Origin of the sequence: Sporosarcina highlanderae (assembly GCF_030433715.1) — a bacterium.
GTDB classification, from domain to species: Bacteria; Bacillota; Bacilli; order Bacillales_A; family Planococcaceae; genus Sporosarcina; species Sporosarcina highlanderae.
Window position 1 is genome coordinate 26,227 of record NZ_JAROCC010000016.1, and the last position, 14,716, is coordinate 40,942.

Below are 14,716 nucleotides of genomic sequence, written 5' to 3' on the forward strand. Positions count from 1 at the left end.
TTCCAATCGTGATACAATTAAAGGAACTCACATTCAATAAGGCAACGGACAAAGACGAGTAAATTAGTCTGGTTGTTGGACGGAGGAAAAGACTGATGCAAGACCCATCAAAGAAAATTAAATATGGTGCAATGATGATAGCATTGTTCACTATACTTTTGGCGGGAGCTTTTTTTATCCCGCTGATTGGACTACTTATCATGATTTTTCTCCCACTGCCGATTATCTTATATCGGTTACGGGAAGATAGGAGTTCGACAGCTCTTGTTGTTTTATCAACCGGCATACTTGCCTTGCTATTAGGCGGCCTAACATTGCTGCCTTTTGTCCTTGGTTTTGTGGTTTTAGGATTTCTGATTGCAGAGTTTATAGTACTTGGGAAATCCAAGCTATATATTTTCATGGGTTCCGGCCTTTTTTTGATTGTTGTTGGAATTTTAACCTACTTAGTGCTGGCCCTGTTCTTCGAGGTCAATATCATAGATAGTTTAATGGCAATGTTGAAGGAGTCCGAGGAACAATTCAAGGCTTCACTAAACGGATTCAGTGCGCTACCGAAAGGCTCTGAAAACGTAGTTGCTGAGGCCTTCATGTTGTACCGATCCTCCATTCCAGCAGTATTTATCTTATCCGTGTATGTGTTTACATTCATCGTGGTAATTCTGAATTTCATGTTGCTTCAAAGACTTGGTCATGATGTACCAAAATTTCCACCGTTTCGTGGAATGAAATTACCTGTAATCACTATTTTTATTTATGGATTGTTCATTCTATTGCCCTTTGTGACGAAAATGACGCCGGATTCTTCGACATATTTGATTTACGTCAACGCGACAATTATCTTAAGGGCATTGTTACTATTGCAAGGTCTAGCATTGGTTCATTATCTTATGTTCAGGATGAAGTTGCCAGGGATCGTTACGTTTTTCTCTACAATTTTAGCCTTGTTATTTAATCCAATTACTATACTTCTTGGCATACTTGATATAGGCGTGAATATCCGGGCTTGGATCAGGAAGGACAATTCGAAGTAAGGGGATGAGACAATGAAGTCATTTTTTAGAAGAAGGGCTATCCGTTATCCATTGGTTGTCATATCTCTCCTTGGATTGATAGCCGCGGTCCTGATATTCTTTTTGAACTTCTGGGCGGGCCTTGTATTCACGATCCCTTTTATATTGGCGGTAGGATTCGCCTATAAGCTCGAGGAGCAAACTTATATCGAGACGGAAAAACACATTGAATCCCTTTCCTATCGGATGAAGAAGGTTGGGGAGGAAGCGCTCTTAGAACTACCGATCGCAATCATTCTTTTTAATGAGAAGCATCTCATCGAGTGGGCTAACCCCTTCGCTGCTGCAATTTTTGAAAAGGACACGTTGATTGGGGATGAATTGTTTCATCTCTCTGAAACGTTCCATTCAATCCTGAAGAATGAAAATCAAAAGACCCCAACATTAAGGGTTGGGGTTTCAACGTTTAAGGTCATCTATAAGCCGGAGGAAAAACTCCTCTATCTGTTTGACATTACTGATAAAGTAAGTATTGAGTCCCTTTATTATAAAGATAGAACTGTACTTGGACTTATGCTTGTCGATAATTATGATGAACTTTCCCAAACGATGGATGACCAGACAAGGAGCCAGTTGAATTCCCTTGTTACGTCCTTAGTGAATGACTGGGCAAATGCGAACGGTATTTTTGTGAAAAGGATTGCTTCAGACCGTTTTATGGCAGTATTCAACGAAGGGATACTATCCAAACTGGAAACTGCTAAATTTACGATACTCGATGATATTAGGGAAAAGACTGCGAAGCATAATGCCGGCTTGACGTTAAGTATTGGGGTCGGGACAGGATCTGCTTCACTTACCGAGTTAGGTGAGCTCGCTCAGTCCAGCCTGGATCTTGTATTGGGACGTGGTGGGGATCAGGTGGCGATTAAGCATACCGATGGCAAGCTGAAGTTTTACGGTGGTAAAACCAACCCGGTGGAAAAAAGGACTCGTGTACGCGCCAGAGTTATCTCACATGCGTTGCGGGATTTAATCCAGGGGAGTGATAAGGTGTTGGTCATGGGTCATAAAATGCCGGATATGGATGCGATAGGGGCATCCATCGGTGTACAGAAGATGGCCCGGATGAACAATATCGAAGGTTATGTTGTTTTGAATTTCGATGAATTGGACGGAAGCGTAACTCGATTAATGGATGAAATAAAAGGGAATGATGAGTTGCTTGAGCAATTCATTGACCCTGAAAACGCATTATCGATGATGACGGAAAAGTCCCTACTCATAATCGTTGATACACATAAGCCAAGCATGGTAATCGATGAACGACTGATTGGCAAGGCAGAAAAGGTTGTTGTTATCGATCATCACAGACGTGGTGAGGAGTTCATCAACAATACGATGCTCGTCTACATGGAACCTTACGCATCGTCTACAGCTGAACTTGTAACGGAATTGCTTGAATACCAACCGAAACACGAAAAGTTGACGAAGTTGGAGGCAACCGCCTTGTTAGCAGGTATCGTAGTCGATACGAAAAGCTTTACTTTACGGACAGGAGCGAGAACATTCGAAGCTGCTTCCTATTTACGGACAAATGGAGCCGACACAGTTCTTGTGCAGCGTCTTCTAAAGGAAGATATTGACACGTATATTGAACGTTCAAAAATCATAGAAACAGTTGAGCTAATACCGCCTGGTATTGCAATTGCGAAAGGCCAGGATGGACTAACATATGGTTCAGTGTTAATTGCACAGACTGCCGATATCCTTTTGACGATGAAAGGGGTAGTTGCTTCTTTTGTTATTGCCCCCCGTGCGGATGGAAAAATTGGCATTAGTGCGCGTTCACTTGGCGATCTTAACGTTCAACTTGTCATGGAAGAAATGGGCGGCGGAGGACATTTGACCAATGCAGCCTGCCAGATGGAAGTAGAAACAGTAAAAGAGGCGGAGGATTTATTGAAAGCCGTCATAGATGATAAATTGGAAAGGGGAAAATGACAATGAAAGTGATTTTATTGAAAGATGTTAAAGGTCAAGGTAAAAAAGGTGAAGTAAAAGAAGTATCGGTAGGATACGCACAAAACTTCTTATTGAAGAATAAGTTAGCAATTGAAGCCACTCCGGCAAATCTTAGTCAGCTTGATGGTCAGAAGAAACGTGCTGAGAAAGATGCAGCACAGGAATTGGCTGAAGCTAAAGAGCTGAAAGAACTTATCGGTGAAAAGACAGTTGAAATGAAAGCAAAATCCGGTGAAGGTGGACGCTTATTCGGATCTATTACAACTAAGCAAATTGCTGACGCTTTGGAGAAAAATTATAAAATCAAAGTGGATCGTCGTAAGATGGAACTGCCTGATGCAATCCGGTCACTTGGTTTTACAAATGTGCCGATTAAATTGCATCCAGAGGTAACAGCGACGCTTAAGGTCCATGTAACCGAAGAGTGATAGGGAGCGATAATTGATGGACCAGATGTATGATCGCGTTCCCCCGCATAACAATGAAGCAGAGCAGTCGGTCATTGGGGCAATTTTTTTACAACCAGAGGCACTAATTACGGCTTCCGAACTTCTGCAACCCGATGACTTTTACCGGACAGCGCACGAGAAAATCTTCAATACAATGCTTATTCTAAGTGACAGAGGACAAGCAATAGATGTAATTACTGTAACCGAAGAGCTATCCGCGAAGAAGGAGTTGGAGGACGTTGGTGGAATTTCGTATTTAACCGAAATTGCCAATTCAGTCCCCACTGCAGCGAATATCGAGTATTATGCGAAAATCGTTGAAGAGAAATCCATCTTGAGGCGCCTAATTCGAGTGGCAACGAATATCGTTGAAGAAGGCTTCACGAAAGAGGATGAAGTGGAAGCGGTCCTTTCCGAAGCGGAAAAAAGGATCATGGAAGTTTCCAATCGGAAAAATGCCGGTGATTTCAAGCATATTAAAGATGTCCTTGTAGAGACATACGATAATATCGAGCTCCTTCATACTAGAAAAGGGGATGTAACGGGTATCCCAACCGGATTCCGTGATCTTGATAAGATTACGGCCGGTTTTCAACGAAATGATCTAATTATCGTAGCTGCCCGTCCTTCCGTTGGTAAAACGGCGTTCGCTTTGAATGTGGCGCAAAATGTCGCGACCAAAACGAGTGAAAACGTTGCGATTTTCAGTTTGGAAATGGGTGCAGAACAACTCGTAATGCGTATGCTTTGTGCTGAAGGAAACATTGACGCTCAAGTATTGCGGACAGGGAATTTGGAAGCTGAGGATTGGCGAAAATTGACGATGGCAATGGGATCGCTTTCCAATGCCGGCATTTTTATTGACGACTCACCCGGCATCCGGATTAACGAAATCCGTTCCAAATGCAGACGTCTCCAACAAGAGCATGGGCTTGGCATGATCATGATTGATTATTTGCAGCTCATCATGGGAAGCGGCCGTTCCGGCGAGAACCGTCAGCAGGAGGTATCCGAAATCTCGAGGTCCCTTAAGGCGTTAGCCCGGGAATTGAAAGTGCCAGTCATTGCACTTTCCCAGCTCTCCCGTGGTGTTGAACAACGTCAGGATAAACGACCTATGATGTCTGACTTAAGGGAATCAGGGAGTATCGAACAAGATGCCGATATTGTCTCTTTCCTTTATAGGGAAGATTACTATGATAAAGAGACTGAGAATCAGAATATGATTGAAATCATTATTGCGAAGCAGCGTAATGGCCCTACAGGAACTGTCACCCTTGCTTTCGCCAAAGAATATAATAAGTTCTTGAATATTGATTGGAGTCAGCATGAGATGCCATCCTACCAATAATAGAAGCCTCGATTAACCTGTTAAATAGGTTAATCGAGGCTTCTTTACTGTTTCAGGACTTTATAATCAGACGAGTTATTACATATTTCAACCTAACTTTTGGAAAATACTAAGAATAATTGGATACAATATCACAGTTTCATTACAAAATGTCGGAACCTGACAAGTTAGCCTACAGATATGTTAAATTAGAGTAGCCTGAAAACTTTCAGTATGATGGGTGGTTTATAGACATCTAATCGGAAGGAGTCTTAAACGATGTTATTCAAGGGGAAAGAAATGAAGGAACAGAAAAATAGAAGTTTCCTATATAGAAAGATACAAATGGTTGGCATCATCACCGCTTTATTTGCAACGATTGGAATTGGATCAGGGTTTGCCTTCGAAAAGGCTGAAGATGCATCCATACATACAGTGTTTCATGTCTATTCAGATGGCAAGTATATTGGAGTGCTTTCTGATGAGAAGCAAATAGAACAGGTAACGGAAAAAATGTTACAGAAAGCAGCCTCCGAATTCGAAGGCCTCCCATTAACAATAGGGACTGAGTTATCTGTCGTTCCGGAAAATGTATTTACCGTAGAAACAGATGACAAACAAGTTCTTGAAAAACTTCAGGACAAGCTTACCGTGGAGGCGGAAGCAATCGGCATTAAAATCGGTGAAGAGACACCACTCTTCGTCAAAGATATGGCCGAGTACAATGAAGTGATCAAGACACTTATGCTGCAAACAGTCTCTCAGGAGGAACTTGCAGAATTCGAAGCTCGCAACGAATCTACTGAACCTTTACCACCTTTAAAGGAAGATGAAACACGACTTGTGAAAATTCACTTCAGTGCAGACTTGCAACCAGTCGAAGGACAAGTTGCTCCGGAAAACGTGAAAAGTGTACAAGAGGTTGTAACTCTTCTAAACAAAGGAACCCTGGAAGAGAAAAAATATGAAGTTCAAGCAGGGGATGTATTAGGGAAAATAGCGAGTGCCCATAATATGACTACCGCGAAGCTCATGGAGCAAAATTCAGGGGTGACAGAAGATAGCTTATTACAAATCGGCCAGGAATTGAATGTAACTGTCCTTGAACCCCTTATCCAAATGGAAGCACATTATGAGTCGAAAAAAATCGAAACGATTGAATTCAGTCAGATGACCGAAAAGGATGAATCCCTATTTAAAGGCGAGAAAAAGTTGAAACAAAAGGGATCGAACGGTAAAAAAACGGTCACACAATTAATCCGAAAGAAAAACGGGACTGTAATCGGTAGATCTATTGTAGACGAGGACATTTTAGTGGAATCTGTCCCGGAAATAACATTGGTCGGAACGAAAGTGATTCCGTCACGTGGAACCGGTAAATTCATGTGGCCTGCCGACGGTGGTTATGTCTCCAGTCAGATGGGGAAAAGATGGGGAAGGGTACATCAGGGCATCGACATTGCTCGCCCGTCTTCGCGCTCAATTTTTGCAGCGGACAATGGTGTGGTTACTAGTGTTGGTCGACATGGTACGTACGGAAACAGAATTATCATCTCACATAATAATGGATATAAAACTTTATATGCCCACTTGGCTAAGATTGATGTTAAAGTGGGACAAACAGTACCTAAGGGTACAAGGATCGGTGTAATGGGATCCACAGGCCGTTCTACGGGTATGCATCTTCACTTCGAAGTGTTCAAAAACGGATCCAATATCAATCCGTTAACTGTGTTAAGATAAGGAATAGGGATGGAGACGCTACAGTATTCTGTACCGTCTCCTTTTCCTTTTAAGGTTTGGATTACCCGGGAAATAATTATGAAAGTACGGGAAATATATAGAAGGTAATCTTAAGGTCTGCATAGAATATAGTTAGAGGGTCATTTGTGGTTTAGTAGCGAATTATATGCTTAATTGTAGAAGAAATGATAAAGTGATAGAACAAAAAAGATCGCCTATAAATGCGGGAAAGGAAAGGGAATATGCAAAACAAAACGATTCTTGTAGTAGATGATGAAAAACCGATTGCAGATATATTGGAGTTTAATCTAAAGAAGGAAGGCTTTACCGTTTATTGTGCGTATGACGGGGACGAAGCGCTTGAGAAGGTGGAGGAAGTACATCCTGACATCATGCTGTTAGATATCATGCTGCCGAAGCGGGACGGTATGGAGGTATGCAGGGAGGTAAGGAAGAAGTACGACTTCCCAATCATTATGCTAACCGCAAAGGATTCGGAGATCGATAAAGTATTGGGATTGGAATTAGGTGCGGATGATTATGTGACGAAACCATTCGGTACACGCGAATTGATCGCAAGGGTGAAGGCGAACTTACGTAGACACTCAAAAACAGTATCAGAGGAGCAGGATGAGGCAACTAATGAAATTACTGTTGGCAGCCTTATCATCCAACCTGATGCTTATTTAGTTCAAAAGCGGGGAGAGTCTATCGAATTGACACACCGTGAATTTGAATTACTGCATTACTTGGCAAAACACATTGGACAAGTGATGACAAGAGAACATCTATTGCAAACAGTTTGGGGCTACGATTACTTCGGGGATGTGCGGACTGTCGATGTAACGATACGCCGCTTGCGCGAAAAAATCGAAGACACCCCAAGCCATCCAACTTGGATTGTAACAAGACGTGGTGTCGGTTATTATTTGCGTGATCCAGAACAGGAGTAAAAAGAAATGCAGAAAGTCGGTTTTTTTCGATCCATCCATGTAAAATTCATACTCATCTATATCATGCTGATCATCGTGGCAATGCAAATCATCGGTCTTTATTTCGCAAAGGAGCTTGAAACCACGTTAAAGGGAAACTTCACGAATTCCGTTGTCGACAGGATGAATCTTGTTGAATTCAGCGTACGTGAAGAGTTGATAAAGGACCGTTCACCGGATGATCCAACGGTTGAACAAAGTCTCCAAGCGGTCCTTTCGGGATTCAACTCTGAAGATATCAATGAAATACGCGTTATCGATTCAAAATACCGTATTCGTGCAACATCGGTGCTGGACAATCAATCAATGGTCGGTCAACGCTCGATGGAAGATAGTGTGAGACGAACGATTTCTTCTGAATCCATCTCAGATATGATCAATCTTGATCCGACTTCAGGGAAGCGCGTTATGGTGCGTGTAACTCCAATCATAAGCAATATGGAAGTGGTTGGGGCACTGTTTGTAACGGCTAATATTGAAAGAGTGTTTAAACAGATTGATGAGATTAACCAAATACTTGCCGGGGGGGTCGCAGTTTCTCTGACCATCACAATCATCATCGGTATTTTCATTGCACAAACCTTCACGAGACCGATTTCAGATATGAGGCGCCAAGCCCAGGCAATGGCGCAGGGTAATTTCTCGAGAAAGGTACATGTTTATGGAAACGATGAAATGGGACAATTAGCAATTGCTTTTAACCATTTGACGAATCAGTTGCAGGAGTCGCAATCGACAACTGAAAGTGAACAGAGAAAACTGGCATCAGTGCTTGAAAACATGACCGATGGCGTAATTTCCACGGATCGTAAAGGACGTGTCAGCCTTATCAACGATTCTGCACTGATGATGCTTCGTATGACACGCGACCTTGTGTTAAACCGTCCTATTGCAACCATTTTAGGTTTGGATCAAGATTATACATTTGAAGATCTCATTCAAATGAAGGATTCCATAGCACTTGATTTCAGTACAGAAAAAGAGCCTTATATCCTCAGGGCTACATTTTCAGTGACACAACGGGAAACAGGTTTTGTAAATGGCTTAATTGTCGTTCTTCATGATAATACGGAACAGGAAAAAATCGATATGGAAAGACGGGAATTCGTATCTAATGTTTCCCATGAGCTCCGTACTCCATTAACTACGATGCGTAGCTATTTGGATGCTTTAGCAGAAGGTGCATGGCAGAATGAAGAAATTGCACCATCGTTCCTTCGTGTAACGCAAACTGAAACTGAGCGAATGATTCGACTGGTTAACGATCTATTGAAACTTTCAAGAATGGATAGTAAAGAATATGAATTGAACACTGAATGGGTAGAATTCAATCACTTCTTCAACTCCATTATAGAGCGCTTTGAATTCTCGAAGTCCCAAAACGTACAATTCAAGCGGTTACTTTCTTCAACTGATATGTTCGTTGAAATTGACACGGATAAAATGACACAAGTCATCGACAATATCATTTCCAATGCCCTCAAATATTCCCCGGATGGCGGGGATGTCCGTTTTGGAGTAACTACTTCCGGGACTTTCATTAAAGTAATGATCTCAGATGATGGCATGGGAATTCCCAAAGCAAACGTCAATCGTATTTTCGATAGATTTTACCGGGCAGACCGTGCAAGATCAAGGGCAATGGGTGGAACTGGTCTCGGGCTTGCCATCGCACGGGAAATGATTGTTGCGCATGGTGGGGAAATATGGGCGGAAAGTGAAGAAGGGAAAGGGACGACCATATTCTTTACGTTGCCTTTTGAACAACAAGAGGATGGTGAATGGGATTGAAGTATATTGAACCGATTAAATCGATCATATTACTATTGCTCGTTCTTTTGAGTGCTACGTTCACCTTCTCAATTTGGACATATACACCAAGGCTGGATCCGATTGAACCTTCGTCAACAGTGGACATTTCCATTGGGGAGCGCAAGGATGTGAAGGATATCATTAAGCCATATAAGTTGTTGATAAAATATGACGGGATGCTCAAAGGAACAACCAATTCAAGTGAAATTGATAATGTGTTGAATGAAATGAGCCGTTGGAAAGTTTCACAATTGGTCACTAATTCAACTGAGATGAATAAAGAACAGATGAAGACCTTCTTCCAACAACCTAATCAATTTACGTTGTATTTTCAGGGTTTAGTTCCGCTTCCCGTTTATGATGATATTGTACCTATCGAGGACAGTGTGATTCCCCAATTCAGTTTTGATCGCATTGTCGTTAGATGGAATCCGAGAGAGATTGCATTCGATATTCATTTCATCAACCAAGCATCAGGCTTGCACTATTCAGGAAAAGTAACACCGGTGGACACGGATACGATGACATCCTATCGTGCAATTGTACTTGGAGGAGAAAATTTTAGTGAATATGCGGAAGTGAATTCCCAGGAATCGACCTATATTGCAGTTCCCGTTAAACCGGTTCATATGATTCGCAGCACATATTACCAGGAAGAACTTAGTCCAACCCGTTTCCGTGATGCGCTATTCAATGACCCGAATGCAGTGAGACGCAGTCAAGTGAATGCCACTCATGAGGAGTTTGGGGATGACCATGCGCTTTTGACCGTAAACACGCAGTCGAAAATGTTGAATTTCGTTCATCCAGCTGCTGAGAGTAGAGAACCAACTTTACCTTCAGACCTGTTATACGACGTTATCGAGTCCATTAATGAGCATGGGGGATGGACGGATACATTCCGGTTTTCTTATATAAATGCTTATTCTCATTACGTTAGATTCCAGCTGTTCAATAACGGCTACCCCGTATTCAGTGACGTTGCCGGTACGACTGAGATTGTCCAATTTTTCGGGGAAAATCGGGTTTTCCGTTATATCCGACCGTACTATACTCTGGAAGTTATATTTAGTGAGGAGATGGACCTCCCGGCAGGCACGGAAATTGCTAATGCGCTAAGTAAGTCGGATAAGTTAGATTTTGGTGCGGTTGAAGATATAACGGTAGGATACATGATGAGACATGATTTGGAAAAGCGTATTTTTGTAATGGAACCTGCCTGGTATTACTTGATGAAAACGAAGTGGCAGCGTTACTCACCAGAGCAAAGCGGAGGTGAGCATATTGGATTGGAATAAAACGAAAACCATTTTCATTGTTGTCTTTTCAATTTTAAACGTTTTCCTTTATTCATTATATGTGAAGCAGCGTACCGATGCGTTAAATGTGCAAGTAGTAGGAAAAACGTCTATTGAAGAAGTAATGAAACAGGAAAATATCACGTACAATCTCTCGCAAGAGACTAAAAATGATTTCTACTATGTTTCCGCGAATATTAAAATGTTCACGAAGGAAGAATTGGAATCATTGAAAAGCCAGTCCATTGTAATTTCGGATAATACACGAATTACTTCAGAGATGAGCACGCCGGTATCCATCCTGAATGCAAAAGGGGATTATCATTTTACTGAGTTCCTTACGAAATATGTATTGAATGGAATGGATTATGAACAATGGGAAGTGAATAAGGAAGAGAAGAAGGCCATTTTCTTTCAAAAAGTGAACGGAGAACCTATCTTCTACAGCCCAAATGCCATGTTAACTGTTCATTGGGATGATAACTATGATGTTACCCATTATGAACAACGAATGCTTAAGGAATTCATCAGTTATAACCGTAAGAAGGATTTGTTGACACAGAACGAGGCGGTTGGTTCTTTGGCAACGCGGGGGTATTTAAAGCAGGATTCCAAAGTGTTGAGTGTGACAGCCGGATACTCTACCCTTATGCAGTTAACGGAAACCCAAGTATTTGCTCCGACATGGAATATTCGTGTAGAATTAAAGGACGGTAAAATTGAGGATCATTTTATTAATGCAATTGAAGGTAAAGTGATAGAGTTCAAGTTGGATAAAACCGAAGTGGATAATCCCACAGAAGTAGAAGAAGAATAAGGAGTTTTTATCATGCGTTTTAGTGTGCTCGCTAGTGGTAGTACGGGCAATTCTATATATGTTGAAACCGATAAACATGCATTTTTAGTTGATGCTGGATTAAGTGCGAAACGAATGGAACAACAGTTAGAAAGCATAGGGCGTTCGATGGCAAATGTGGACGGGATATTTGTTACTCATGAGCATAGTGACCATATTAAAGGAATCGGTGTGTTGGCAAGGAGGCACAAGGTTCCTATCTATGCAAACGAAAAAACATGGAATGCGATGAATGGCCTTGTCGGTGAAATTCCGTTAGAGCAACGTTTCCATTTCAGTATGGAAACCTCCATGACTTTCGGAACGCTCGATATCCAGTCATTCGCCGTTTCACACGATGCTGCGGACCCGATGTTCTATGTCTTCCATGAAAACAATCGGAAACTATCAGTCATCACGGATACTGGTTATGTCAGCGAACGGATGAAAGGGCATATCGCAGCTTCGGATGCATATGTTTTTGAAAGTAATCATGATGTAAGCATGCTTCAAATGGGTAGGTATCCATGGTCTGTCAAACGTCGTATACTTAGTGATGTCGGGCATGTGTCCAATGAGGATGCAGCGGTTGCGATGAGTGAAGTTGTTGCCGAAAAAGAGACAAGAATCTATTTGTCACATTTAAGTAAGGATAATAATATGAAAGATCTCGCAAGGATGAGCGTTTCGCAAACATTGGAAGCATGCGGTATCCGTGCCGGTGAATTCTTGCATTTATATGACACCGATGCGGAAAAACCGACAGAGCTTGTCACTGTTTAATAGTAAGTTTAAGAAACCTCGCCTTCGGGTGAGGTTTTTTTCGTTTAAAAGTGGCTCCGCTTCAAAGAGACCATCGATTCATGAAAAGTTCATCACACCATTTGATTCTAAAAACAAATAATGGGGTAAAGTGAGTGTAACTGTCTATAGAAAGGGAGAGGAGAATGGACGAATTCAATCAAGGTCCTCGGAATGAGGAAGAGAAGCCGATTATACATGAACCTGAAAAGCCTGAGGAACGGCTACACTACACAGGGCGTTCACCAAAACCGAAACGCCAAGGAGGATTTCTTCCTGCCCTTTTCGGTGCGATTCTCGGGGGACTCATTGTCTGGTTTCTCATGAATTCAACAACTGGTAACAATAAAGGCACACCATTAGTCGAACGTGAACAATCAGGCGTAGACAATTTGACGAGTGAAAGGGTATCTGTCGATATCAATACGGATGTCACGGACATCGTCGGGCAAGTCGCCGATACAGTAGTTGGCATTACAAATTTACAAACCGTACGTAATTTCTGGTCCTCCACTGAAACGACAAGGGAGACTGGCAGCGGATCCGGCGTCATCTATAAAAAGGAAGGCGGCAAAGCATATATTGTCACGAACCATCATGTCGTTGAAAATGCGGAAGGTCTTGAAATTACGTTCGACAATGGGACAAAAGTAGACGGTAAACTGGTCGGAAGTGATATGTGGACTGATTTGGCAGTTGTTGAAATCGACGGATCACATGTGAACACCGTCATTCAATTTGGCGATTCTGACGCATTAAAGCGCGGCGAAACAGTCATCGCCATCGGAAATCCACTTGGCCTCGGTTTTGCAGGTTCTGTTACGATGGGCATCGTGTCTGGAAAAGATAGGTCAATTCCAATTGATTTCGATAAAGATGGAACAGTCGATTGGCAGGCTGATGTCCTACAAACAGACGCAGCCATCAACCCTGGAAACTCAGGTGGTGCACTTATCAACCTCGCGGGTCAGCTTGTCGGTATCAACTCGATGAAGATAACGCAAGAGACCGTCGAAGGTATCGGTTTAGCCATTCCGATAAATATTGCTGTTCCAATCATTAAGGACCTTGAAATGACGGGAAAAGTCAATCGACCGACAATGGGCGTCAGCCTAATGAATTTACGGGATGTCCCTTCTTCACAACAAGAACAAGTATTGAAGTTGCCGAAGGATATCACGGATGGAGTCATCGTTACCCAAGTATTGCGCAATACACCAGCTGAAGTTGCCGGCGTTAAGCAGTATGACGTGATTGTTGAAATGGACGGAAAGAAAATTGATGACATGGTCGGGCTACGGAAGCATCTTTACAATGACAAAGAAGTTGGGGATATGATGAAGATGAAAGTGTATCGTGCAGGTGAATTGATAGAAATTGAAATGGAATTAAAGGATGGTAATACATTCTGATGTCGAAAAAGTGTGCAGAGAATGTTACAATTTTGACAGGGCTGTAATATTTTTTATCCACAACAGGCAGCATAGCTGAACAGCGGCTATACTGCCTTTTTTTCTTCACCAATTATGAACATGTGGATAAGAAAATAAAAACGTGCATAACTTTGTGTGTAAAATATTGAAAGAAGGAAGTGTAATTGATGAAAATAAATAGCTGTGAAACCCATATAAATCATGCGCTTGACGTGTTTGTCGCCGAAGAGGAAACATTTCCGATAATGGAGAAATTGGAAAGTGATAAAAAGATATCCACAAAATGCGATTACTGCGACACGCCCGCAACGTATATTGTGGCGAACGAATAGTCGGGCACAATATATAGAGATTTATGTGGATATGTGTATAAGTTATGTGGATAACATTATAAAGAAGGTGGAAAACCCTGTGAATATTACAATTGTGTCAGTTGGCAAACTAAAAGAAAAATATTTGAAAATGGGCATCGATGAATACGCCAAACGGCTCGGTTCTTATGCAAAAATCGATCTCGTTGAAGTGGCAGATGAAAAAGCACCCGAATCATTGAGTGATGCGGATATGGAAATCGTGAAGAAGAAGGAAGCGGATCGGATCTTAGCGAAAATAGGTGCGGATGCATATACAATCGCACTTGCGATTGAAGGGAAAATGAAGACAAGTGAGGAATTGGCTGCAAGCATGGAATCGTTGATGACATATGGTCGAAGTAAAGTTGTATTTGTTATCGGTGGATCGCTTGGTTTACATGAAGACGTTCTGAAACGGGCGGATGAGTTATTGTCTTTTTCGAAAATGACGTTCCCGCACCAGTTGATGAAGTTGGTGCTGTTGGAGCAGATTTATCGGGGGTTCCGCATTATGAGAGGAGAACCGTATCATAAGTAAGTGCGTTTTTTATAAGTAACTAGTCACGGCAAAGGAAAATATAAATGGTGCTTTTAGGAGGCGGAAGCTGTATATAACTTCATAAACCACTCAA

General features: G+C 41.9%; 13 protein-coding genes. All 13 read left to right on the forward strand.

The features are described from left to right. The first annotated feature begins 95 nt into the window (after positions 1-95). The gene (locus P5G49_RS15755; protein WP_301245339.1) at positions 96-1,034 is read left to right on the forward strand and encodes a DUF2232 domain-containing protein; all 939 of its coding nucleotides are present in this window, start codon (positions 96-98) and stop codon (positions 1,032-1,034) included. A gap of 12 nt (positions 1,035-1,046) precedes the next feature. Continuing rightward, complete coding sequence (locus P5G49_RS15760) at positions 1,047-3,017, forward strand: DHH family phosphoesterase (RefSeq protein ID WP_301245341.1); 1,971 nt, start codon at positions 1,047-1,049, stop codon at positions 3,015-3,017. A 2-nt stretch (positions 3,018-3,019) separates the two neighbouring features. Continuing rightward, complete coding sequence (gene rplI, locus P5G49_RS15765; RefSeq protein ID WP_301245343.1) at positions 3,020-3,466, forward strand: 50S ribosomal protein L9; 447 nt, start codon at positions 3,020-3,022, stop codon at positions 3,464-3,466. A gap of 16 nt (positions 3,467-3,482) precedes the next feature. Further along, the gene (gene dnaB, locus P5G49_RS15770) at positions 3,483-4,838 is read left to right on the forward strand and encodes a replicative DNA helicase (RefSeq protein WP_301245345.1); all 1,356 of its coding nucleotides are present in this window, start codon (positions 3,483-3,485) and stop codon (positions 4,836-4,838) included. Positions 4,839-5,096: 258 nt separating this feature from the next. Then, positions 5,097-6,560, forward strand: coding sequence for a peptidoglycan DD-metalloendopeptidase family protein (locus P5G49_RS15775; protein WP_301245347.1), 1,464 nt, complete (start codon positions 5,097-5,099; stop codon positions 6,558-6,560). Between the two features lie 242 nt (positions 6,561-6,802). Beyond that, the gene (gene yycF, locus P5G49_RS15780; RefSeq protein WP_301245349.1) at positions 6,803-7,513 is read left to right on the forward strand and encodes a response regulator YycF; all 711 of its coding nucleotides are present in this window, start codon (positions 6,803-6,805) and stop codon (positions 7,511-7,513) included. Positions 7,514-7,519: 6 nt separating this feature from the next. Further along, positions 7,520-9,343 carry a cell wall metabolism sensor histidine kinase WalK gene (gene walK, locus P5G49_RS15785; RefSeq protein ID WP_301245351.1) on the forward strand — a complete coding sequence of 608 codons (1,824 nt, stop codon included), beginning with the start codon at positions 7,520-7,522 and terminating at the stop codon, positions 9,341-9,343. Then, positions 9,334-10,662: a YycH family regulatory protein gene (locus tag P5G49_RS15790; RefSeq protein ID WP_301245353.1), complete on the forward strand. Its 1,329-nt coding sequence runs from the start codon at positions 9,334-9,336 to the stop codon at positions 10,660-10,662. Before walK ends, P5G49_RS15790 begins: the two co-directional genes overlap by 10 nt. Continuing rightward, a complete protein-coding gene (locus tag P5G49_RS15795; RefSeq protein WP_301245355.1) occupies positions 10,649-11,479 on the forward strand; it encodes a two-component system regulatory protein YycI in 831 nt (276 codons plus the stop codon). Before P5G49_RS15790 ends, P5G49_RS15795 begins: the two co-directional genes overlap by 14 nt. Positions 11,480-11,491: 12 nt before the next feature. Continuing rightward, on the forward strand, positions 11,492-12,280 hold the full coding sequence (locus P5G49_RS15800) for an MBL fold metallo-hydrolase (RefSeq protein ID WP_301245357.1): 789 nt from the start codon (positions 11,492-11,494) through the stop codon (positions 12,278-12,280). Between the two features lie 164 nt (positions 12,281-12,444). Continuing rightward, positions 12,445-13,710, forward strand: coding sequence for a S1C family serine protease (locus P5G49_RS15805; protein ID WP_301245359.1), 1,266 nt, complete (start codon positions 12,445-12,447; stop codon positions 13,708-13,710). Between the two features lie 188 nt (positions 13,711-13,898). Next, positions 13,899-14,063 carry a CxxH/CxxC protein gene (locus P5G49_RS15810; protein WP_301245400.1) on the forward strand — a complete coding sequence of 55 codons (165 nt, stop codon included), beginning with the start codon at positions 13,899-13,901 and terminating at the stop codon, positions 14,061-14,063. Positions 14,064-14,142: 79 nt separating this feature from the next. Further along, positions 14,143-14,622, forward strand: a complete 480-nt coding sequence (rlmH, locus tag P5G49_RS15815; RefSeq protein ID WP_301245361.1) for a 23S rRNA (pseudouridine(1915)-N(3))-methyltransferase RlmH — start codon at positions 14,143-14,145, stop codon at positions 14,620-14,622. Positions 14,623-14,716 lie beyond the last annotated feature (94 nt).